Origin of the sequence: Telluribacter sp. (assembly GCF_035998675.1) — a bacterium.
Taxonomy (GTDB): domain Bacteria; phylum Bacteroidota; class Bacteroidia; order Cytophagales; family Spirosomataceae; genus Telluribacter.
Genome location: NZ_DASYHI010000012.1, coordinates 1 through 20,142, shown reverse-complemented (window position 1 = coordinate 20,142; position 20,142 = coordinate 1). Strand labels below are relative to the sequence as shown.

The 20,142-nt window shown below is 49.3% G+C and carries 16 protein-coding genes; 5 read left to right on the top strand and 11 right to left on the bottom strand.

The window, feature by feature from the left end; all coding sequences use genetic code 11:
* Positions 1 to 271 precede the first annotated feature (271 nt).
* Both VGN67_RS04950 and VGN67_RS04945 read right to left on the bottom strand, forming a co-directional pair.
* Positions 272 to 676 (bottom strand): response regulator, encoded by a 405-nt coding sequence (locus VGN67_RS04950; protein ID WP_327485667.1) that lies wholly within the window; start codon positions 674 to 676, stop codon positions 272 to 274.
* Positions 677 to 705: 29 nt separating this feature from the next.
* Positions 706 to 3,309: a PAS domain S-box protein gene (locus tag VGN67_RS04945; RefSeq protein WP_327485666.1), complete on the bottom strand. Its 2,604-nt coding sequence runs from the start codon at positions 3,307 to 3,309 to the stop codon at positions 706 to 708.
* A 349-nt stretch (positions 3,310 to 3,658) separates the two neighbouring features.
* Here VGN67_RS04945 and VGN67_RS04940 point away from each other — a divergent pair, with 349 nt between their 5' ends.
* Positions 3,659 to 3,973 (top strand): hypothetical protein, encoded by a 315-nt coding sequence (locus tag VGN67_RS04940; protein ID WP_327485665.1) that lies wholly within the window; start codon positions 3,659 to 3,661, stop codon positions 3,971 to 3,973.
* A gap of 71 nt (positions 3,974 to 4,044) precedes the next feature.
* On the opposite strand, the gene VGN67_RS04935 is transcribed toward VGN67_RS04940, so the two are convergent.
* From VGN67_RS04935 to VGN67_RS04910, 6 genes are read right to left on the bottom strand one after another with little or no spacing between them, the layout of a single operon-like run.
* On the bottom strand, positions 4,045 to 7,122 hold the full coding sequence (locus tag VGN67_RS04935) for an efflux RND transporter permease subunit (RefSeq protein ID WP_327485664.1): 3,078 nt from the start codon (positions 7,120 to 7,122) through the stop codon (positions 4,045 to 4,047).
* A gap of 39 nt (positions 7,123 to 7,161) precedes the next feature.
* Positions 7,162 to 7,530, bottom strand: a complete 369-nt coding sequence (locus VGN67_RS04930) for a four helix bundle protein (protein ID WP_327485663.1) — start codon at positions 7,528 to 7,530, stop codon at positions 7,162 to 7,164.
* A gap of 48 nt (positions 7,531 to 7,578) precedes the next feature.
* A complete protein-coding gene (locus VGN67_RS04925) occupies positions 7,579 to 8,625 on the bottom strand; it encodes an efflux RND transporter periplasmic adaptor subunit (RefSeq protein ID WP_327485662.1) in 1,047 nt (348 codons plus the stop codon).
* A gap of 50 nt (positions 8,626 to 8,675) precedes the next feature.
* Positions 8,676 to 10,031 (bottom strand): TolC family protein, encoded by a 1,356-nt coding sequence (locus tag VGN67_RS04920; protein ID WP_327485661.1) that lies wholly within the window; start codon positions 10,029 to 10,031, stop codon positions 8,676 to 8,678.
* A gap of 52 nt (positions 10,032 to 10,083) precedes the next feature.
* Entirely contained in the window at positions 10,084 to 10,434 is a 351-nt protein-coding gene (locus VGN67_RS04915; RefSeq protein WP_327485660.1) for a DUF4260 domain-containing protein, read from the bottom strand.
* Between the two features lie 33 nt (positions 10,435 to 10,467).
* Positions 10,468 to 11,085 (bottom strand): TetR/AcrR family transcriptional regulator, encoded by a 618-nt coding sequence (locus tag VGN67_RS04910; protein ID WP_327485659.1) that lies wholly within the window; start codon positions 11,083 to 11,085, stop codon positions 10,468 to 10,470.
* Positions 11,086 to 11,487: 402 nt separating this feature from the next.
* Here VGN67_RS04910 and VGN67_RS04905 point away from each other — a divergent pair, with 402 nt between their 5' ends.
* From VGN67_RS04905 to VGN67_RS04890, 4 genes are read left to right on the top strand one after another with little or no spacing between them, the layout of a single operon-like run.
* Positions 11,488 to 12,420, top strand: coding sequence for an ATP-binding cassette domain-containing protein (locus VGN67_RS04905; protein WP_327485658.1), 933 nt, complete (start codon positions 11,488 to 11,490; stop codon positions 12,418 to 12,420).
* Positions 12,417 to 13,181: an ABC transporter permease gene (locus VGN67_RS04900; RefSeq protein ID WP_327485657.1), complete on the top strand. Its 765-nt coding sequence runs from the start codon at positions 12,417 to 12,419 to the stop codon at positions 13,179 to 13,181. Before VGN67_RS04905 ends, VGN67_RS04900 begins: the two co-directional genes overlap by 4 nt.
* Positions 13,182 to 13,223: 42 nt before the next feature.
* Positions 13,224 to 14,735 carry a sensor histidine kinase gene (locus VGN67_RS04895; protein WP_327485656.1) on the top strand — a complete coding sequence of 504 codons (1,512 nt, stop codon included), beginning with the start codon at positions 13,224 to 13,226 and terminating at the stop codon, positions 14,733 to 14,735.
* A gap of 23 nt (positions 14,736 to 14,758) precedes the next feature.
* Entirely contained in the window at positions 14,759 to 15,439 is a 681-nt protein-coding gene (locus VGN67_RS04890) for a LytTR family DNA-binding domain-containing protein (RefSeq protein ID WP_327485684.1), read from the top strand.
* 198 nt (positions 15,440 to 15,637) lie between these two features.
* Here VGN67_RS04890 and VGN67_RS04885 read toward each other — a convergent pair whose 3' ends face one another.
* The 3 genes from VGN67_RS04885 to VGN67_RS24490 all read right to left on the bottom strand — a co-directional run.
* On the bottom strand, positions 15,638 to 16,540 hold the full coding sequence (locus VGN67_RS04885) for an SDR family oxidoreductase (protein ID WP_327485655.1): 903 nt from the start codon (positions 16,538 to 16,540) through the stop codon (positions 15,638 to 15,640).
* Positions 16,541 to 16,978: 438 nt separating this feature from the next.
* Complete coding sequence (locus VGN67_RS04880) at positions 16,979 to 19,945, bottom strand: DEAD/DEAH box helicase (protein WP_327485654.1); 2,967 nt, start codon at positions 19,943 to 19,945, stop codon at positions 16,979 to 16,981.
* A gap of 77 nt (positions 19,946 to 20,022) precedes the next feature.
* Positions 20,023 to 20,142 (bottom strand): transposase (locus VGN67_RS24490; RefSeq protein ID WP_414717289.1); only part of this gene is annotated, 120 nt, incomplete at its 5' end.

The following is a 20,142-nucleotide window of genomic DNA, read 5'->3' as shown; positions in this document are numbered from 1 at the left end:
TCTAGCCCTAAAATGAAGGAGGTTCGGGGAGGTTTACCGGTATAGCCGCCTGGCGCCGGAACTTCAAATTCCGGCTTTTATCAGTAAGGTTTTTTACAATTTTATCAGCATTATCCGAAATAATATTGTCAATAAAGAAGCTATTTCTACTATGCTTCTCCCTGCTGATAACCGGGTACTTGTGAAGAAGGCAGCCAAGGTAAAACCCGGAGGTACTGTTTCAAATAAAAAGAGTAGGAACGAATATTCACCAGGTAGTACAGGAGCTTTTTTATAGTCTTTCGGACAGTTTTTTTAAGATTTCCCGGGTTAGGGGCTTAGGAATAAAATCGAGAACGAAAGAGAACTGACGGACCTTCTGCATTTCATCCGGATTGATGGTGGAAGAAAAAACGACTACTCGGGTTTCCGGAAAAGCAGCGTAGTATTTTTCGAAAAAATCCTGGAGAAATTCCCAGCCGCTCATCACGGGCATTTCTAAATCAAGGAAAATCAAGCGCGGGTACCGGGTTTGTTCTTCCGGTGGAAGGGCGGCTAATTGCGCATAGTATTCCAGCGCCTGTTGTCCGTTGGCGGCCGTAAGTACTTCGCTGGCAAACGCGGCCTTTTCAATGGCCATTTTGTAGATCAGTAAAGCGGTCGTATCGTCATCGATACAGAAAACCTGGTGAATCATTTTCCTTTCTAAGCGTTCTTATTTTTTCGTTAACTATTTGTAAAGGTTATTTTAAAAGTTGTACCCAGGTCTACCTGGCTGTTGATCTCAATCTCTCCACCCAGGGTAATAATCTGCGATTTAATAAGGTACAAGCCCAGGCCCTTGCTGTCGGGCCGGTCGTGAAAGCGCTGGTACAGGCCAAAAAGCCTGGACTGGTAACGCTGTACATCGAGTCCGATACCGTTATCCTGGAACAGTAAAAGCACCGAATCTCCAACTACCTGCGTGTGGATTTGTACTTTTAGTTTTCGGGCAAATGAACGGTATTTTATCGCATTGGTCAACAGGTTCATGAAGATGCTTTCCAGACACGGCCGGTTAAAATAGACCATTGATACTTCCTGGTCGTCAAATTCTATTTCGGCCTCCGCTTCATTGATTGGAATCAGTATCTGATTGTAAATTTTCTCAAAAACCTCCCCTATCCTGATGTTTTCTTTTTCTTTGGAGGGGCGTTCCTTAATCATCAAAATATTATTCAAATCATTAATTGTCTCATTTAGTGCCACTGTTGACGATTTAAATCCTTTCATGATTTCCTGCAGGGCCGGTTCAGTAATCGGAATATCTTCCATCAGGTCCAGCAAGCCCAACAAGTTACACAAGGGTGCCCGGAAGTTATGCGAAGTAATAAATGAAAACTGCCGCAGGTCGAAATTGGTTTGGGTCAGTTCCCGGATCAATTGCTCCATTTCCTGCTCCCGGACCTTCTGAACGGTAATATCCTGCATGGCCCCGATCATACGCAGGGGGGTACCATCGTGGTACCTGATCACAAAACCCCGGTCCAGTACAGTCGCGTAGGTACCATCCGCTTTAATAAACCGGTATACATCTTTCCACTGTACGGCTTCCGGTGAGAAAAGGGTCCGGTCGATCCCTTTTGTCACGTAGGAAATATCATCCGGATGAATGTGACCCGACCAGGAATCACTGGTGGTTATTTCATCCTTTACGTCGTAGCCAAACAAGGTACGGTACCCGTCACCCCAGCGAATCTCATTGGTACTTAAATCCCAGTCCCAGATGGCATCATGGGTCGCTTTAGCCATCAGGTCATAGCGCTCCTTGGCAATCCTTATTTGTTCATCTACCCGCTTTCGCAGGGTTATATCCTTAAAAAAGACCAATAAACCGTCTTCGGTCGGATACCCGCTTACGTCAAACCAGGCATCGCGGGAGGGTAAGTACTCCACAAAATGAACCGACACCTGGTCGGTTACGGCGCGGTGGTATTCGGTATAAAATTGCAGAAACTGGGCCTCTTCGTAAACCTGCCAGAAATTTTTTCCAATGATTTCTTCTTTTGAAAAACCCAGCAGACGCTCCGCCTCTCTGTTCCAGGAAATAACCTCCCACTCCTGATTGAGTGTAAAAAATCCATCGGTGATACTCTCAAGTATCTTTCTGATTTTTGTGGTATAGGCAACAGATTGCCGTTCCGCTTCCTTTTTTTCGGTGGCGTCGCGGGCAATACAGTACATAACATCCTCCTCCATGTCCTGGCGGGCCGACCAGACCATGGGGACTATGCTCCCGTCTTTACGTAGGTAGCGGTTTTCAAAATTACGGATTTCCTCCCCGGCACCTATTCGGGAGGCGATAGCAATGGTTTTGGCGTGGTCATCCGGGTGAACCAGGTCCAGGTACCCTATCCCCAGTAATTCCTCGGGTTCGTACCCCCAAACCTCCCGGCAAGCTTTACTTACCTGGATAAATCGGGCATCTACGTCAAATGAACAAATGACATCCAGAGAGGCATCCAGGATTTTCTGTTTTTCGTGCAGAGCCTTCTGCGATAGTTGCTCTACTCTTTTTCTTTCGGAGATGTCCTGGTAAGAAATAACTACCTCTGTAATGGTTTCTCCAATATTTAATGGAGATATTCGGGCCCGGAACCAACGCTCCTCCTTTGAAGTACCTCGGGGGTAATCGAGGTTAAAAATGTCCAGTTCTCCACTAAGTACTTTCTCAATACCTTCGGCAATCTGGAGTCCTTCTGTTTCATGGGTGGTTCTGCAAATTTCCAGGTAGTTTTCCTCAATTTCGCCCCCGGCAGCGCCATTTTCCTTACCGAAAGTATTCCAGGCTTCATTGTAGGTAATGATGTTGCCCTGCCGGTCCAGTATGGCCATGGTAGCCGTCAGACTGTCCAGGATTCGTTTATACCTTTCGTATTCATGCCCCAAATGCTGAATTTCAACCCGGGTTTCATTACAGGTACCCAAAACACCCGCCGGCCGGCCTGATTCATCGTAGACCGGGTTGTAGCTAAAATTCCAGACCCTTTCCTCCCTTTGCCCGTTTTTGTAGACCGGCAGTAGTTTGTGGTCGTTGCTTGTCCCTTCCCCGCTACTCAGTACCTGATCAACCAGCGGTTTAATAGCCGACCATACTTCGGGCCAAACCTGCCCGGCCGGGCGGCCCAGGGCTACCGGATGAATACCGTACCTTTCCAGAAAAGGCCGATAGGCATCATTGTAAAAAAGTATGTATTCGGGTCCCCAGCACAGAAACATGGGCGACCGGGAATGAAGAACAATGCTTAGGGTCTGAAAGAAGGATTGCGGCTTTTTTAGGTGGCTGCCCACGTAAGACTCTGACCAGTTATATTGCCTGATTAAGGCACCGATTTCTCCTCCACCCTGTAAAAAGGCATTTGATAATGTTGAGAATGTTTTCAATAGAATGGTAGAATGTAGAGGATTTTTTGAACCGATTTTAGTTGACGTTCAAAGCATAGGTAACCTAAAAGTAACAAACAAAAAAAGCAACAGGAAACAAATTTATTTAAAATTTTTAAAGGAATCCTCCAATTTCAACAGCGCTGGTACACTATTTTATACATATAATTAGTAACACCTTGAAAACTAACTTTTAACTAACGTTCAGACCTAATAAAAATAAAACAAACTACTACCATTACAAGCCATGAACAGGATGAAATTACCACACCAGCTTACCCCCGGCGATTGTTTCTATTACCGACACAGTATTGGTGAAGAAGTGAAATGCTGGAAAGTAGTGGCCATCGGCCTCAACAGCCTGATTGCTACCTGTGAAAATGCGTATTTAAAAGTACCCTTATACTACGAGGAATTGGCAAAACCCGAAGGTCACTTTTGTTACGTACCTCCTCAACCCGGGGTTTTCTCCTCCTTCTGGTCAGCTTTAACCGGCAGATCTGCTGACCATGAACCCATGGAAAGGGTAGGGCTAGCCAACCGGGAGGAAGTCCGGCGCCAATTATATTAAATCTCTTTTTTGACGAAAGAGTATAATCATTGAGGGCTACCTGAAAAGGCAGCCCTCAATGGTTATACGACTTATACCACTTCGAACTCCTCCACCGGAGGTACCCCTGCCTTGCTTTCCACCCTCGGCGGTAGCAGCTTGTAGAGTACCGGCGTTACAATGCGGGAAAGTACCGTGGAGCTGATAAGTCCGCCGATAAGTACCCACGCCAGCGGTGAGTAGAGCGGATTGCCCTCGATGGCCAGCGGAATAAGCCCTCCAATGGCCGTCAAAGAAGTAAGTACTATGGGTACAAAACGAATCTCACCCGCCTGCTGAATGGCTTCAATCAAAGGTACCCCCTCTTCCCGGAGCTGGTTCGTGAAGTCCACCAGCAGAATGGAGTTCTTGACTTCAATTCCAATCAGGGCTATCAGGCCGATGATAGCTACGAACGAAAGCGGGTACCCTACCAGGTACAGGGCGGTTAAAGCCCCGATAATGCCCAGCGGAATGACCGACAGTACAATGAGCGAGCTTTTAAAAGTACCAAATTCTAGAATCAGGACGCCCAGAAAACCAAAGGCCGTAATCAGGATAATGGTACCCAGTCCACCGAACGACTTGGACCGGGCTTCGATTTCACCGGCGGCCACGTAGCTGAATCCGTTGGGAAACTGGTACTCGTCCAGCTTTTTAAGTACCTGACCGTACACATCATCCACCAGGTATTCACTCCTGACGAAGGCGGTGATCGTCACGTAGCGGTCTTTGTCGTAGTGGCGAATCTGGTTGGTCGCGCTCTCAAACTGAAGGTCGGCAATCTGCCGCAGGGGCACCGAAGCGCCGCTCATAGTATTGACGTACAGCTTACTCAGCGCCTCCTGATCGGGTACTTTACCTTTGGGCAGTGTGACGCTGATGGTGTAGTCGTCGCCGTTGGTATCGGTAAAGGTACCCACGTTAAGACCCGCCACCGCCAGACGGATGGTCCGGTTGATGTCGGCGCTGGGGATACCCAGCATACCTGCCTTCTCTTTATTCACCTTTACCCGCAGGTCCGTTTTACGATTAGCGAGCGGGTTCTTAACGTAAATGGTACCGGGTGTACTGCGCAGGGTGGCCTCCACGTCGGCGGCCACGGCGCGCATTTTATCCAGATCTTCCCCGAAAATCCGGATGGCCACCGGCGCTTCGGTATCCGGGCCCTGCTCAAAATCTTTGACCTCTACCCTGGCGTTAGTTACCTGTGAAAAACGCTCCCGAAGCCGGTCTATCACTTGGCCTTTCTCGACCGGACTCACCTCCTGCAGCTGCACAAAGAATTCCGCGAAGTTGGAAGCCTCTGATTTCTGAATAACGTTGTAATATATACGCGGGTTGCCTTTACCGACGTTGGTGGTGGTGAACTTTACTTCCGGTACTTTTTTAAGCTCGGCTTCTATGTACCGCGCTATGCGGTCGGTTTCGGTCAGGGCGGTACCGTCGGGTGTTTCGACCGTAATCAGGAACATGGGCTTTTCGGATTTGGGGAAAAGCGCGAAGCCGATTACTTTGGTTAGTCCCAGGGAAGCGGCAAACAGTCCGAAGGCGACCAGCAACGTAGGTACCGGGTGCCGCAACGACCAATGCAGCAAACGGCTGTAGGAGCCGCTGATAACTTTCTTTAGGGCCCGCAGGAACAGGTTGCCTTCGGGATTATGGTCGGCCTTCAACAGACGGCTACTCAGGAAGGGTACTATCGTCAGGGACACTACCATGGAAGCCAGAATGGTCATGGTGACCGCGATAGGGAGGCTGCGGATGAAGTCGCCGGAAGCTTCGGGCAGGAAGTTGAGCGGCAGAAACGCCAGGATCAGCGTCACGGTACAACCAATGACGGCCAGCGTGATCTGTTTGGTTGCCTTTACGGCGGCCTCGCGGCGGGGCGTACCATCCCGCATCCAGCGCTCGATATTTTCAACGACCACAATGGAATCATCCACCAGAATTCCCAATGCCACGATAAGCCCCACAATGCTCAACTGATTGATACTAAAACCCAGGTAGTCAATGGTAGCCAGACCAATCGCCAGCGAGAGCGGAATGGAAATCATCACCACCAGCGCCGCCCGGAAGCCCAGCGGCAACAGCGTCAACGACACCAGGAAGATAGCGATGCCGAAGTCTTTGGCAAACCGGCCCAGCCGCTTGCTGACGCTTTCGGACTGGTCAAAATTCTTCACGAGTTTCACGTTTGCCGGGAGCGTCTGAGAGAACTGATCTATGACCGGGTTGAGGGCCGCCCCTACCTGCTCAATATTTTGTCCTTCTTTCTGGGCAGCCGTTACCAGCACGCACCGGTGCCCGTTCAGGCGGGTAATATGGGTGGATTCTTCGTAGTTAAAAGCCACATCGGCCACGTCGCGCAGGTAGATGATCTTCTGCGAGGTACCGCCCACGATGGTATTCCGGATTTCGTCCAGTGAGCCGTAGTCACCGGCAGTTTTGATGTTGAACTTGCGGGCTCCGGCCTGAATGCTCCCCCCGGGAATGGTGGTATTCTCGGCCTGCAGCGCACCCAGTACTCTATTTACAGGTACCCCTTCCTGCGCCATTTTCTCCACGTTCAGCGACACCCGCACCTGATTGGCCGGGTACCCCCAGTCTTCCACGTTTTTCAGACTCTTTACCTTGGTCAACTCTTTTTTGAGCCGGTCGGCCTGGTCGCCCAAATCTTTGTCGGAAGCGGTTTCGGAAATGAGCGCTACCTGGACAATGTTCACATCCGTGGGCGAAAAACGACGGATTTCGGTCCGGAAAATATCCTGCGGCAGCTCTTTTTGCAGCGCGCCTACCTCCCGCACCATCTCCTGGTACTTCTCCTCGGGGTCTTCTTTGTATTCGTATTCGACCACCACCACCGCCAGACCGTCGTCAATGCTGGTTTTGATACTTTTTATATTATCCAAAGCGCTGAAGCGCTCTTCTACCTTATCCACCACCAGTTCCTCCATATCGAGGGCATCGGTACCGGGGTACACGTAGACTACGGCAAAGTTTGGGGCCACAAATTCGGGGTCCTCGCCCCGCGGCATGTTAAAGAGGGAGTTGAGCCCCAGGGCCACCACCCCAATAAACATCACCAGCATAAACTGCCAGTTCTTAACGGAAAAATCAGCAATGTGCATAGTTGTTTTAATTAATAATAGAGAATGAATAATGTATAATTACTCTGCTCTGGATGTTTTCAGAATGGATGTTAGTAACCTGATCAGTTCCTCTACGTCCTGCAGCAGGCTTTGGTACTGACGCTTATCCAGGTACCCGGTTTCGTTGAGCAGCCGTATCCAGTAGCGGGTTTCCCTGGCTTCTTTCAGGGAGATTCCCATCTTGGAAGAAAAATCTTTTTTAGAGTAGCCACTCACCGCTTCCTCCACGTTTGCGCCGATAGAGGTACCACTTTTCAGCAGTTGGGTAATCAGCGGGAGAATCTCCTTGTGGTTTTTGTAGAGGTACTGATTAACCTTTACAATGCGAATTGAAAATGCAAATGACTTTTCTAAAACAATGTTAGGCTTGGGTACTTCGCTTTTCATCGTCATATTGGTTAGCGTATTACATTTTCAATTATACATTTTTCATTATTAATTCTTAATTAATACACTGCTGTTCGCCGTCAGGAAAGCGCTGCCGGCGGTGATGACTTCCCGGATACCTTCCAGGCCGTTGGTGATCAGTACCTTGTCGCCTTCCAGGTACCCAATAGTGACGGGAACCCGTTGGGCTTTACCTTTTTGATTGACGTACACGTACCCTTCCCGGCCGTTGCCTTCTACCAGGGCCTCAACGGGTACTACCGCGTAGCTGCGGCTCTGGGAAGAGGTCAGTTCTACTTTGGCGAAAAGGCCGGTGGCGAAGCGCTTGCCGGCGGGGTCAATGCGTACTTCTATTTCGTAGAGTTTATTCAGCGGGTCGGCAGCCTGAGCAAGTTTGGTGACGGTACCTTTGAAGGCATCGTCGGGGTAGGCGTCCAGGCGCACCGTTGCGCGGTCGCCGGTATTCAGGCGGGCCCAGTCCCGGTCCGATACCCCTACCCGCACTACCCAGTCGTTGCGGCGGTTGGAAGAGACCAGCAGCGCCGACGCTCCGGCGGAGGCCAGTTCGCCTTCGTTCATGAGTTTCCGGGTAACGGTACCGTCCAGCGGGGAGATAATCTGAGCGTAGGCCTGATTGAACCTGGCAATTTTAAGGTTTTGCTGCGCCAGGTCGTAGCCAGTTACGGAGTTCTGCATCTGTTCGAGCGTAGCGGCCGTATCGCGCAGCATGTTCTGGACCCGCTTCATGTCCCGCTCTGCTTTTTCGGTGGCGTACTGCGCCTGGCTAACCTGCGCGTTAATTTCGGTCAGGTCCAGCACGGCCAGCAACTGGCCTTTTCTGACGGCTTGTCCTTCCCTGACGTAGATACGGCTCACGATGCCGCCAATCTTGAAAGACAAACGGGCTTCTTCTTCCGAGGCCAGCGTACCGGATACGAAAATGGGTTCCGTCCGGACGGCGGTTTCCACCGTGGCCAGTTGTACGGGTATGGTACCTTCTTCGGGCAGGGCGGTTTCTTTGGGGGCGTCTCCGTTGCCGCAGCTGGTAATAATCAACAAAAGCGCCAGCAGGGACAGGTATAGGGTAGTTTTCATAAGTAGTACTATTTAGAGTGATTGACTGAGTTCTTTGTAAAATTCTCCCATTAGGGCACGGCCGTTACCTTGTCCAGCATCGCTTTTTTGATGAGCAGGTCGTAGCGGCTAAGCGACTGCTGGAGCTGGGCGGTCAGGACGTCGTTCTGGACTTTTACGTACTCGATGAGCAGGACGTTTCCGTTTCGGTAGCGGCTGTCTATTACCCTGAAGTACTGCTCGGCACTGTGCCGGGCGCTGGTAGCGGCACGCAGACTTTCGTGGGTGGTCTGCAGATCATAGTACGCCTGGGTTACCTGCATTTCAATCTGCCTGGCTACCTCCTGTTGCCTGGTACGGAGCAGGTCCGTCTGAATGCGGGCCTGCTGGATTTTGGACTTCCGTTCGTAGCCTTTGAACAGGTCCCACTGCAGTCCTACCTGTCCCAGCGCGTAGCCCTGGCCCTTGAACTCATAACCGAAGCCCTGAAATCCGGCGTTGCCTCCCACAAATACGGTGGGACGAACGGCGGCATTTTCGTTCAGACGTACCGCATTCTGAGCGGCTTCAATGGAACTTCCTAACTGTTTCAGCTCCTGACGCCGGGTTACCGCCCCTTCTGACAGGGTTTGCAGGGTTTCGACGGTCTGAAGTACCTGCTGGTTCAGGGCTTCGTCTACTTGTATGTCTACCCGCAGGTCCCGGTTCAGCAGGAAGTTGAAGTAAGCTTTGGCAACTTCGTGGTTCTTACGGGCTTCGGCGCGTTGCTGTTCCAGCTTACTTAGCTCGTACTCCGCCGCAAACACCACTTCTTTCGTCTGAACCTGATTGCTCACCAGCTTCTGGTTCAGTCGCACCAGCTCAAGAAGTACCATCCGGCTGTTTTCGAAAATGCGCAGGGCGTCGAGCGTCTGCAGGTACTGGTAGTAAGCCGTTTCAATGGCGTGACGCAGCTCGTTTTCAACCACTTTCCGGCGGGCCTCCTGCGCCGAGAGCAGATTCTGCTGAATGAGGTAGTTGTACTGGATTTCCGGATTATAAATCGAATACTGCACCGATACCTTAGTATCGTGGAAGTTGTTGGGAGCCAGTTGCTCATCCACGTTTTCAATCTGGGGAAAATTGCGGCTGTCGGTAAGGGCATTGAGCGTAGCGTAAACCGGGTTCAGCAAATCCCCTACCGGGAACTGCAGCCGACGGCCGCCCGCCGCCAGCGAGTAGGTCGGCGCAAAAGTGACACGGGGGTAGAACAGCGCTTTGGCCTGACGAATATTTTCGGTGGCTTTGGCGATTTCGAGCGTCTCCTGCCGCAGTGACAGGTTATTCTGCAATCCTTCCTGCATGTAGGCCTCCAGTACCTGGGAGCTTTGGGCGCTGACTGCTCCAACCGGGAGCAAACACAGCAGAATGAAGTATTTTTTAAACATAATAGTAGTTTATATAGTGAACAGTGTTTAGTAGAAAGGCAAAAAATATAGATCAGGTACCCAGGCGGCCCATATGCGTATTTTTAAAGTGATCGGGGTACTTAAGGCCGTAGCCCAGCATGCGATCCATGGCGGAGTGCCCGAAAAGGATGATACCCGTTAGCATTAGTAAAGCGTTGCCGGTGCCAAATCCAAGTACCCCCACAGCGATGCCTAAGGCTTTATGATGAAAAAAGTTATACAGAATGGCTCCAACGCGGGTATTGAAGGCGTAGCCGGCCATACTTAGGTCGGGCAGCAGGATCAGGGCCGGGTACCACCACCAGGCGTAGGGGAGTTGGCTGAACAGAAAAATAGACAGGGCCCACTGGGCCGCTTCTTCCGTTTTTAGTAGTTTATCCATGGCTAATAGTGTTTGTTCCGGTACTGTGGGCGGTTATAAGCTAGTTTTTATCATTTTAACAAAAAGGGTGAATGATTGCTGTACCCTTTCCAATTCGCGGTTGTCTTCAAACATCTTCATTCGCCCCTTCAGGTAAATCGTTACCAATCCGTGCATATAACTCCAGATGGTGAGGGATATATTCTCCACATTGGTTTCCTTGAAGTACCCTGCCTTGATACAGTCGGCCACTACGGCCTGTAGGGCATCAAAGGTCCGTAACCCATCGTCCCATATTTCGTTGCGACAAGCCAGAGATTCCATGGGTGCATCCATCAGGAACATCAGATTGTACAGCTCTGGATTCTGCGTACCAAACTTGATGTACTGGTGTCCCATTTCGACCAGTCGGGCAAACGGATCGCTGATAGGAACTATCTGAGCAAACTCCTGCATCATTTTCTGGAAGGCTTCCACGTGCAGGCCGTGCAGCAACTCATTTTTATCCCTATAATACAGATAGATCGTAGCCGGACTGTACTCAATAGCATCCGCTATTTTCCGGATACTGGTTTTTTCATACCCATCTTCCAAAAATATCTTACTGGCAGCCCGTAGGATTAACTCCCGCATCTCTTCTTTCTCCCGCTCTTTTCTTTCGGCAATTCCCATGGTACTATTTTGTTAACAGGACAAATGTACTAAACGCTGTTTAGTATCCAAATTTTGTAAAATATATTTTTATGAACGGTTTAGATCTGCGACCAGCGGCACTATGCAAGGTAAGCTATATATCTTAATCCGGATGGATTACGGGTCATTCGTCCCATTTTTCTCGGTATTCATCCCAGGTTTTTTCTCGCCAGCCAGCTGCTGCTTAATCTTGCTCCCCGAAAGATCAGTTATACCATTTGCATCATTAGCCATGAAAATTTTTCAAAATTACGTCCCGCTTCCAGGCAGGCTAGTACACTTCTTGCCATGGATTAGAAAAACTTCCCCTCTCAATCATAATAGGTTAGAAAGTCCGATCAATCAAACTATTATTCCTTATATACAAAACCTTTACCAGCCATGAGAAACGCATCGGTAATAGAAACACACGCCTTAGAGTATAGCTATTCAAAAGAAGCAAAGGCATTGGCGGATATAAATCTGAAAGTGAATCAGGGCCATATTTATGGATTTCTGGGACCTAATGGTTCCGGCAAAACCACAACCCTACGGCTCCTGCTTGGTCTGCTCAAACCCCAGCGGGGCCGCATTGAGGTCTTCGGCCAGGAGTTGCAGACAAACCGGCAGAACATCCTGAAAAGGATAGGTTCCCTGATTGAGGCTCCTTCGTTGTATGGTCACCTGACGGCCAGGGAAAACCTGGAGGTGTACCGACCCTTGTACGGGACGTCAAGGGAGCGCCTGGAGGAAGTACTGAAATTAGTTGGGCTGGCCCAAACCGGGCGAAAAACCTTTAAGCAGTTTTCCCTGGGTATGAAACAGCGCCTGGCGGTTGCTCTGGCCCTCATGCCCCGACCGGATCTGCTTATCCTGGACGAACCCACCAATGGCCTGGACCCCAGCGGGATTATCGAACTCCGGGAGTTGATCCGGCAGCTGAACCGGGAGGAAGGTCTGACGATTCTGGTGTCCAGCCACATTCTTTCGGAAGTGGAAAAGATGGTGACGCACCTGGGGATTATCTTTCAGGGAAAGATGCAGTTTCAGGGGCCCATCCAGGAACTCTATAAGGTGCAGCAGCACAGTTCCCGGCTCCTGGTCCACACGTCCGACAATGAGGCTGCCTTTCGGGCCCTGTACCACTACCGGCCGATGCGGATGGGAGATACCCTTTCCATTGCTATAAAGGACCTCCGGGAAACCGCCGAAATCGGCCGTATGCTGTTTCAGCAAGACCTGGACGTTTACCTGCTGCAACCCAAAGTTCACGACCTGGAGCAGCTTTTCATTGATCTAACCACCACCCCTACCCTAACCCCCAGCCACGCATGAACCTGCTGATTTCCTTTCGGGCCGAACTCCTCAAGACCCGTCGAACCTCGCTCTGGTACCTGTGCTTTACCGCAGCCTTCCTGGTACCATTCTTTATGTTCTTTGATTACGAACCCGGCGATGGCCTGAATGAACTGAAAACGGACCCCTGGAACCTGTACTTCCAGCAGGGACAACAGGCGCTGAACATCATGTTCCTGCCCATGTATATTGTCCTGATTACTACGCTCCTACCCCAGATTGAGTACAAAAACAACACCTGGAAACAAGTACTCACGTCTCCCCAGCCCACCAGTTATATCTTTTTCTCCAAGCTATTGATTGTTCAGCTGTTAGTCTTGTTGTTCATGCTGGCCTACAATCTGTTTATGGCCGCCTCGCTGACAACCAAATATCTATTCTACCCTGTTATTGATCTTTTTAAGCATAGCCCTAACTGGCCGGAGTTATTAAAATTAAACGCTATAAGTTATATGTCCATCTTGTCTTCCCTTGGACTCCAGTTCTGGCTGGGGCTCCGCTCTAAAAGCTTCCTGTTGCCCATTGGGGTAGGAATCGGCTTATGGATTCTTTCGGCTCTGATGGTCGCGGAACTCCACTGGCCCTATGCCAAGTACTTTCCCAACGTTATCCCGATGCTGGTGGTATTTCCCAAGCATGCGCCCAGCCTTTCCACCCTAATCTGGGTCTCGGTTGGTTATGCCGTTTTTTTTCTTGGACTGGCTTTTCTGGAATTTCAAACTAAAAAAGTAAAGGAGTAAGCAGCTAACCCCTGCTTTGAGTACTAATATTGTAACCCGATTATGATAGCTGCCCTTAAGAGACCTGATACTATCAGGATAATTGAATTCTGGATTTCCACTTTTGTATACGTATCCCTCCTGGCTACTGTATTCACCGCAGATACGGCACGGGATACACTTCAGCCTCTTTTTAAGGAGGCCGGCCTGCCTTTCGACTACTACGAGCACTACTTCTTCCCGAAAATTATTAGCTATACCACCTTGTACCTGTCCTTTTTCGTGCTGAATTTCTGGATAGTACCCCGGATATTTCAAAGGGAAGAGGTACTTCACCAGGCCTTCTTTGTATTTCTGATTTTTATAGTCACCGGCTTTATTCTGGGCGTTGCCGGCACCTACACCCGGTACTACCTGTATGGCACCTATTCCACAGATGAGGAAGTATACAGTATCGTTTTCCGGGACAGCTATGGTATTGCTTTATTTTTTGTCTTTATGGTCGGGATATACTCATTTCTCAAGTACCTGGGGTTGTTGCTGCTCAATGATACAGACACCATTCCTCCCAAGTACCGCACCGTCACCAAGGATAGTCTTGGTTCCATGGTGGTATGGTTTATCAGCATCTTTCTGCTGCTTATTGTGGAAGCAGAAGGGTTTCTTATTCTGGCGTGGGGCGCGCTGATCCCTTCAGGACTTATCGTCTACTGTTTAGCATTTTTTCGGTTCATCCCGGCTTCTTTGGGTAAAACAAGGCCTTTTCTGTCGTACCTGCTCCGGATTGTTCCTGCCCTGGTACTGCTGATACCCACCCTTTTCATTACCCTGACCCTCATTGGCGATGATCCAGAGGCGTCTTCCGGGACGGCATTTTTTATCGTCGCCTGTCATCTTTTCATTACCGTTCCGCTCTCCTGGGTACTCTTCAAGCGGTATACCAAAGGAAACCAAGAACTATTTGTACTCCAAAAGGAGCTGGGACAAACCCATGCCAATTTTGATTTTCTCCGGTCGCAGATCAACCCCCACTTTTTGTTCAATGCCCTAAATACCATTTATGGTACGGCTATTCAGGAAAAGGCTGAGCGGACCAGCGAGGGTATTGAGAAACTAGGTGATATGATGCGGTTCATGCTCCAGGAAAACATGCAGGAAAAAATTCCACTGGCCCGGGAGATAGAATACCTTGACAACTACATAAGTCTGCAGCAACTAAGGACAGATCCAAATCCGGGCATTCGGGTTCAAACCGAAATCGAGCCGCCCCTTGAACCCGTACAAATAGCCCCCATGCTGCTGATTCCCTTCGTAGAAAATGCCTTCAAACACGGGATTAGTCTGCGGGAGCCGTCCCATATTGTCATTTCGCTGGAAGTACAGGAAAAAACGCTGTACTTTGATGTCCATAACAGCAGGCACCTCAAGTCTGGAATAGATCCTGAACGAAACAGCAACGGCATTGGCCTTGCCAACGTGAGGCAACGGCTACAACTGCTGTACCCCCAGCGCCACGAACTGATGATTCGGGAGACGGGTAAGGAATTTTTTGTGCATCTTAAGATTCAACTTTAACGACCCGGTCCGCAGCGCGTATGATGAAGGCCATTGCTATTGATGATGAACCCATTGCTCTGGAGATTGTTAAATCTCACGCCTCCAGGGTACCCTTTCTGGATCTGAGGGCGGAGTTCACGGATGCGTTCAAGGCTCTCGAGTACCTGCAGGTTGAAAGCGTGGATCTGATCTTCCTGGACATAAAGATGCCGGATATTTCGGGGATTGAGTTTTTTACCAGTTTGAGCAAAAAGCCTCTCCTGATATTTACAACGGCCTATTCGGACCATGCCGTTACCGGCTATGAACTGGATGCGGTGGACTACCTGCTGAAGCCTTTTTCGCTGTCCCGCTTTATGAAGGGCTGCAATAAAGCTTTGGAACTGTACGCGTCGCGAAATGCGCCCGAAACGGCTGACCATATTTTTGTAAAGACCGGCTATGAACAGCTAAAAGTAAACTACAATGATATTCTGTACCTGGAAGCCACGGGTAACTACGTTAACTTTGTGCTGAAGGACAAAAAGATACTATCCCGAAGTACGTTTAGCGAGGCCATCGCCATGCTTCCAACCGATAAATTTGTCCGGGTCCACCGCTCCTATCTGGTTTCTTTGACACAATTGGAAAAGGTGGAAAGGCATCAGGTGACGCTCCAGGGGCACCGGGTACCTGTAAGTGAGGCTTACCGGCTTAACCTGATGTCTGTCCTGACCAGGTAAGGCTTTGATTCTGCCCCCTCCTCCCCTACCGGCTGGCGGTTAAACTACCTTCACTAAAACCTACCGTAACTTGCTTCCCGTACCAAAATCCAGCTAAGACGAATCCGTTTAGCACAGAAAGGTACCGCTGTGAAAAACCAATAGCAGTGGAGCCTTTAGTACGGGGCAATTCGCCTGGTACAAATGGCTCCACGTACTTTAGATGGTTGGGGTACCGCCCGTTACCTGCACCGTAGAGGCCGTCATGTAGCTGGAATCTTCCGATGCCAGCAGGACATAAACAGCTGCCAGTTCGGCCGGTTGACCAGCCCGCTTCATGGGAGTATTTTTACCAAACGTCTGTACATCTTCCTCCGGCATAGTGGATGGAATCAGTGGAGTCCAGATTGGTCCGGGTGCCACGCAATTTACCCGGATGCCGTCTTCGGCCAGCAGTTGCCCCAGACTCGCGGTAAAGTTCTGTATGGCGCCTTTGGTTGCCGCGTAGGCGACCAGGATTGGTTTGGGCCGGTAAGCATTGACCGAAGTAGTATTAATAATAGTACTTCCCGGCCTCATGTGGGGTTTGGCCGCTTTACACAGGTGAAACATGGCGTAGATATTAGTACGGAACGTATAGTCCCACTCCTCACTCGGGATTTCTTCCAGTGACTCCCGGGCCATTTGAAAGGCCGCATTGTTCACCAGAATATCAATCTGCCCGAACTCTTCCACCGCCCGCTGAATAATTGTTTTGCAATGTGCTTCCTCGCTTACATCTCCCGGCACCAGCACGGCTTTCTGCCCGGCTTCCTCAATGTACTTAGCGGTTTCGCGGGCATCTTCGTGCTCATTCAGATAGGAAATAAGTACATCGGCTCCCTCGCGGGCAAAGGCAATGGCCACGGCCCGGCCAATGCCCGAGTCGCCACCGGTAATGATGGCTTTCCGGCCGGTAAGCTTACCCGACCCGCGGTAACTTTTTTCTCCGTGGTCGGCTTTAGGCTGCAACTCTGACTCGGTACCTGGTACCTCCTGCTTCTGCTCCGGATAGGGAGGCTGCGGGTGCTTTTGTTGGGGATCCTGTGGTGTATTCTGATTGTTTTCGGCTGTGGATTCCATAGTAACTCTTCATTTAGTGGTTTAACAAAAATTTTACCCAACCCCGGCTCCATCTTTTGCCAGGTATTGTTTAACCAAAATCAAAGAAATATGTCTACGGCCATTCTCTGAACTGGGTGCTGGACTTCCTTAGGCCGAGCAACTATTCCCGTTGGATGAGCCGGGAGAATACGCACCTCTACCCTACCCATCTCCGTTGAGCCGGTACAATACCCATTTAGATATACGTTTATAGTAAGTATCTGTTTAACAATATGTTAGATACTATTTCTTCCCTAGGTCAGCCTCGATCCAGTCTATTAACCGGCCTAAGAAAAGTAACAGCCAAGGGCTGAATGGCAGTACCCTCTGGTTTACAAAGAGAGTATAGAAAAAAGCAACTTTTGAATTTCCTGTTAAGGTGTGATGATTTGAAGAATAATCGTCGAGAGTCTTATTTCATGAAAGAGGTTCCGATCCGGAGGGGCTTGTTAAATGCAACAGATCTGACTTTGTCAGCGACTTAAAAAAGGTGTCACCGGTGGAAATCAGGTCCGAAGTTAGCTTGGTTTTGTTTTGCTGCATCTGGAGTATTTTTTCTTCCACCGTATCGGGGCAAAGCAGGCGGACGGCAATGACATTTTTCTTCTGACCAATGCGGTAGCTACGGTCAATGGCCTGGTTTTCCACGGCCGGGTTCCACCAGGGATCCACGATAAACACATAATCCGCGGCCGTTAAATTCAGACCGGTCCCTCCTGCTTTCAAACTTATCAGGAATACCCGTTTCGTTTCATCCTGCTGAAATTGCTGAATTACCTCCTCCCGGTTGCGGGTACTTCCGGTCAGGTAGCAGTGCCCGATTCCTTCCTTCACTACTTCCTTCCGGATAAGGTCCAGCATGGATACGAACTGGGAGAAGACCAGTATTTTATGCCTACCGGTCACACTCCTGATCTGATCCATCAGCATTTCAATTTTGACGGACGAATCTCCGTACAGTTTTTCATCGCCAATAAGCAGCGGAGAGTTGCAGATCTGGCGCAACCGGGTAATTCCTTTCAACACGTGCATGGGGTTTTGGGCCAATACTTCTTCCGGGTTTAGGGTCAGGTACTCCCGGAACTCCCTTTCGTACTGATCATAGACTTTGCGTTGCTCGGCCCCCATTTCACAATACAAAACGATTTCCGTTTTTTCGGGCAGTTCTCCGGCTACTTCCTGCTTTGTTCGCCTTAGTATAAAAGAGGCAATTCGCTCCTGCAGGGCCAGAGCGCTTCTTTTCTCCTTGAAACGGTCAATGGGAATGGCAAAGGTATTTTTAAAGTACAGTCGGGTACCCAGTAAACCCGGACAGGCAAACGAAAGCTGAGCGTACAAATCAAAGGTATTGTTTTCAATGGGAGTACCCGAAATGGCTATCCGGTTTCGGGATTTTAGCAGGCGGGCCGCTTTATACCGCTGGGAGGAGATATTCTTTATGTTCTGTGATTCATCCAGAAAAATGTAATTAAATTCGAAGGATTTCAGAAAGCTGATATCCGAAATCAGGGTACCGTAGGAAGTAAGTACCACTTCGTATTCGCCAAATGCCTTCGTGCTTCTGACTCTACCCGATCCGTGGAGGGTATATACCCGAAGGGTGGGGGCAAATTTACTGATTTCATTTTCCCAGTTGTGTAGTAAGGATGTAGGTACTACCAGCAAATTCGTATTTGTTTCCGACTTTTCCCTCAGCAGAAGAATAAAGGCAATGATTTGGATGGACTTTCCCAAACCCATATCATCAGCCAGACATCCGCCAAAGCCAAAATCGTCCAGGAAATTGAGCCAGCTTAGCCCCTGTCGCTGGTAAGGGCGCAGGGTACCCCGTAGTCCCGCCGGAACGGGGGCCGGTTCAATGGCTTTCCAATCCGTTAATTTTGAACGGTACCGCAGTACCTCTTCCCGTACTTCCTGGTCCAGCATACGGGTTTCGAAGAGCTGGTCCAGCACGGTAAAGTTGTTTTTTGGAATCCGGATTGCCGCTTCCTCTACTTCACCGGCCGAAAAATAAGCTTCCAGCTTTTGGAGCCATTCTTCGGGGAGTATGCCGAGGGTACCGTCATCCAGCTGTACGAACTTAGTTTTATTCCGGACTGATTTCTGTAGTTGTTTCAGGGAAGCCTTTTTGCGGCCGTACTTAACCTCCACCAGCGCGTTGAACCAATTCAGACCACTGGCTATCTGGATGGAGAGCTTCCCCTTATGTGGGCTCAGGTTGTTTCCTTTTAGCTGCTGAAAGCCCAACACGGTAATATTTTCCGCAGACCACTCCTCAAAAACATCCAGAAACCAGGTTTCATCCAGAAAACGGGACTTGTGCAGGTAAAAGTACAGGAGGGGGTTCTCTAGCTGTTCCAGAAAATCAGGATGTTGTTTCAGGAGTAAACCTACTAATTGATCTTCGGCGATGCTATTGCGTTCTACCGTTGAAAGGCTTCCTTTGTGGTCCTGAGCGTATATCTGACGCCGGGAGAGGACCGGAATCTCGACATCACCGTATTTTAAAACCGGATTAATAAGTACATAATCGCCCAGGTCCGACAGGTAAATCAGCTTTTCGGGTGCCTGGTCAAATCCGGCCTTTTTCAGCTGGATCTTAGAGGCTGGTTTCAGATAAGAATGGTTGATCTGTACGTGCGTTTCCATTTCGGAAAGTACCTCCGTCTGAAACCTCAAAAATTCATCGTAGGATAGCCGGATCACATTACCATGCCGTTTGAAATAAGCAATTGCTTGTACAAGATTTGTATCCGGGCACAGGTACCAATTATCGTTAACCGTCAGGAATTGCTCAAATCGTACGCTGATCTGGTTGATAGAAACATAGACCTTATTGATATATAAGTCACCCTGGATATGGTACAGTTTTTCGCCCAGACTAATCCGGACTTTAAAGTCAATGGGTGGTGTACTCAGGGAGACCGGGCTAAGGGAGCGAGGACTGGCTTTTTCGGTAATACTGCTATCGTGAAAAAAACAGGGATAATTGAATGGGTTACGAATTAAGGCTTTTAAGCCTTCACTGTCGGCCAAAGACTTTTCATAAAATGCCTGAAATTTGACGATAGCGGCGTAAAACTGAATATCTTCTGCTTCTCTGGTCTTCCAAATCAGGTCAATGGGATTAACCGTTAAAAATGGAGATTTTAACTCGCCCGAAGGCCCCACCTGGGTATCCATCAGCTGGGCTGTAAACAGATCATAGTACTTATGCTTTCCAATAACTATGATGCGTCGGTGTGCGGGTGGTGGTAGGGCAGCGGTACTTATCTCGGTAAGAAAGCGCGACAGAAAATCTTCTTCGGATGTTTCCGAACCCGGTACACCTTTTCCCAATCTGGCTTTTCTATAGGGTTCGTACGGAAGATTTTCCTCTTTCATGCCTCAAATTTACCCATAGATAACACCCGGATGGTACCGTAAAAATACGGTAAACCTCTTAGATTATGTTTTGGAAACTAATTTGGCATTCTATTTAGGAATATGGTTGCAAAAGCGATTTGTATCATGGCCTCAGAAGATTCTACGGTTTTCTCATAATCCTTAGCCAGTCGGCGTCTGAAATTGAGCCATCCAAA

Excerpts from the sequence above, each read along its gene's own strand:
- VGN67_RS04885 (WP_327485655.1), bottom strand. The coding sequence starts at position 16,540 with ATGGAATCCACAGCCGAAAACAATCAGAATACACCACAGGATCCCCAA.
- VGN67_RS04890 (WP_327485684.1), top strand. The coding sequence starts at position 14,759 with ATGAAGGCCATTGCTATTGATGATGAACCCATTGCTCTGGAGATTGTT.
- VGN67_RS04925 (WP_327485662.1), bottom strand. The coding sequence starts at position 8,625 with ATGAAAACTACCCTATACCTGTCCCTGCTGGCGCTTTTGTTGATTATT.
- VGN67_RS04940 (WP_327485665.1), top strand. The coding sequence starts at position 3,659 with ATGAAATTACCACACCAGCTTACCCCCGGCGATTGTTTCTATTACCGA.
- VGN67_RS04920 (WP_327485661.1), bottom strand. The coding sequence starts at position 10,031 with ATGTTTAAAAAATACTTCATTCTGCTGTGTTTGCTCCCGGTTGGAGCA.
- VGN67_RS04930 (WP_327485663.1), bottom strand. The coding sequence starts at position 7,530 with ATGAAAAGCGAAGTACCCAAGCCTAACATTGTTTTAGAAAAGTCATTT.
- VGN67_RS04880 (WP_327485654.1), bottom strand. The coding sequence starts at position 19,945 with ATGAAAGAGGAAAATCTTCCGTACGAACCCTATAGAAAAGCCAGATTG.
- VGN67_RS04935 (WP_327485664.1), bottom strand. The coding sequence starts at position 7,122 with ATGCACATTGCTGATTTTTCCGTTAAGAACTGGCAGTTTATGCTGGTG.
- VGN67_RS04950 (WP_327485667.1), bottom strand. The coding sequence starts at position 676 with ATGATTCACCAGGTTTTCTGTATCGATGACGATACGACCGCTTTACTG.
- VGN67_RS04900 (WP_327485657.1), top strand. The coding sequence starts at position 12,417 with ATGAACCTGCTGATTTCCTTTCGGGCCGAACTCCTCAAGACCCGTCGA.
- VGN67_RS04910 (WP_327485659.1), bottom strand. The coding sequence starts at position 11,085 with ATGGGAATTGCCGAAAGAAAAGAGCGGGAGAAAGAAGAGATGCGGGAG.
- VGN67_RS04915 (WP_327485660.1), bottom strand. The coding sequence starts at position 10,434 with ATGGATAAACTACTAAAAACGGAAGAAGCGGCCCAGTGGGCCCTGTCT.
- VGN67_RS04905 (WP_327485658.1), top strand. The coding sequence starts at position 11,488 with ATGAGAAACGCATCGGTAATAGAAACACACGCCTTAGAGTATAGCTAT.
- VGN67_RS04895 (WP_327485656.1), top strand. The coding sequence starts at position 13,224 with ATGATAGCTGCCCTTAAGAGACCTGATACTATCAGGATAATTGAATTC.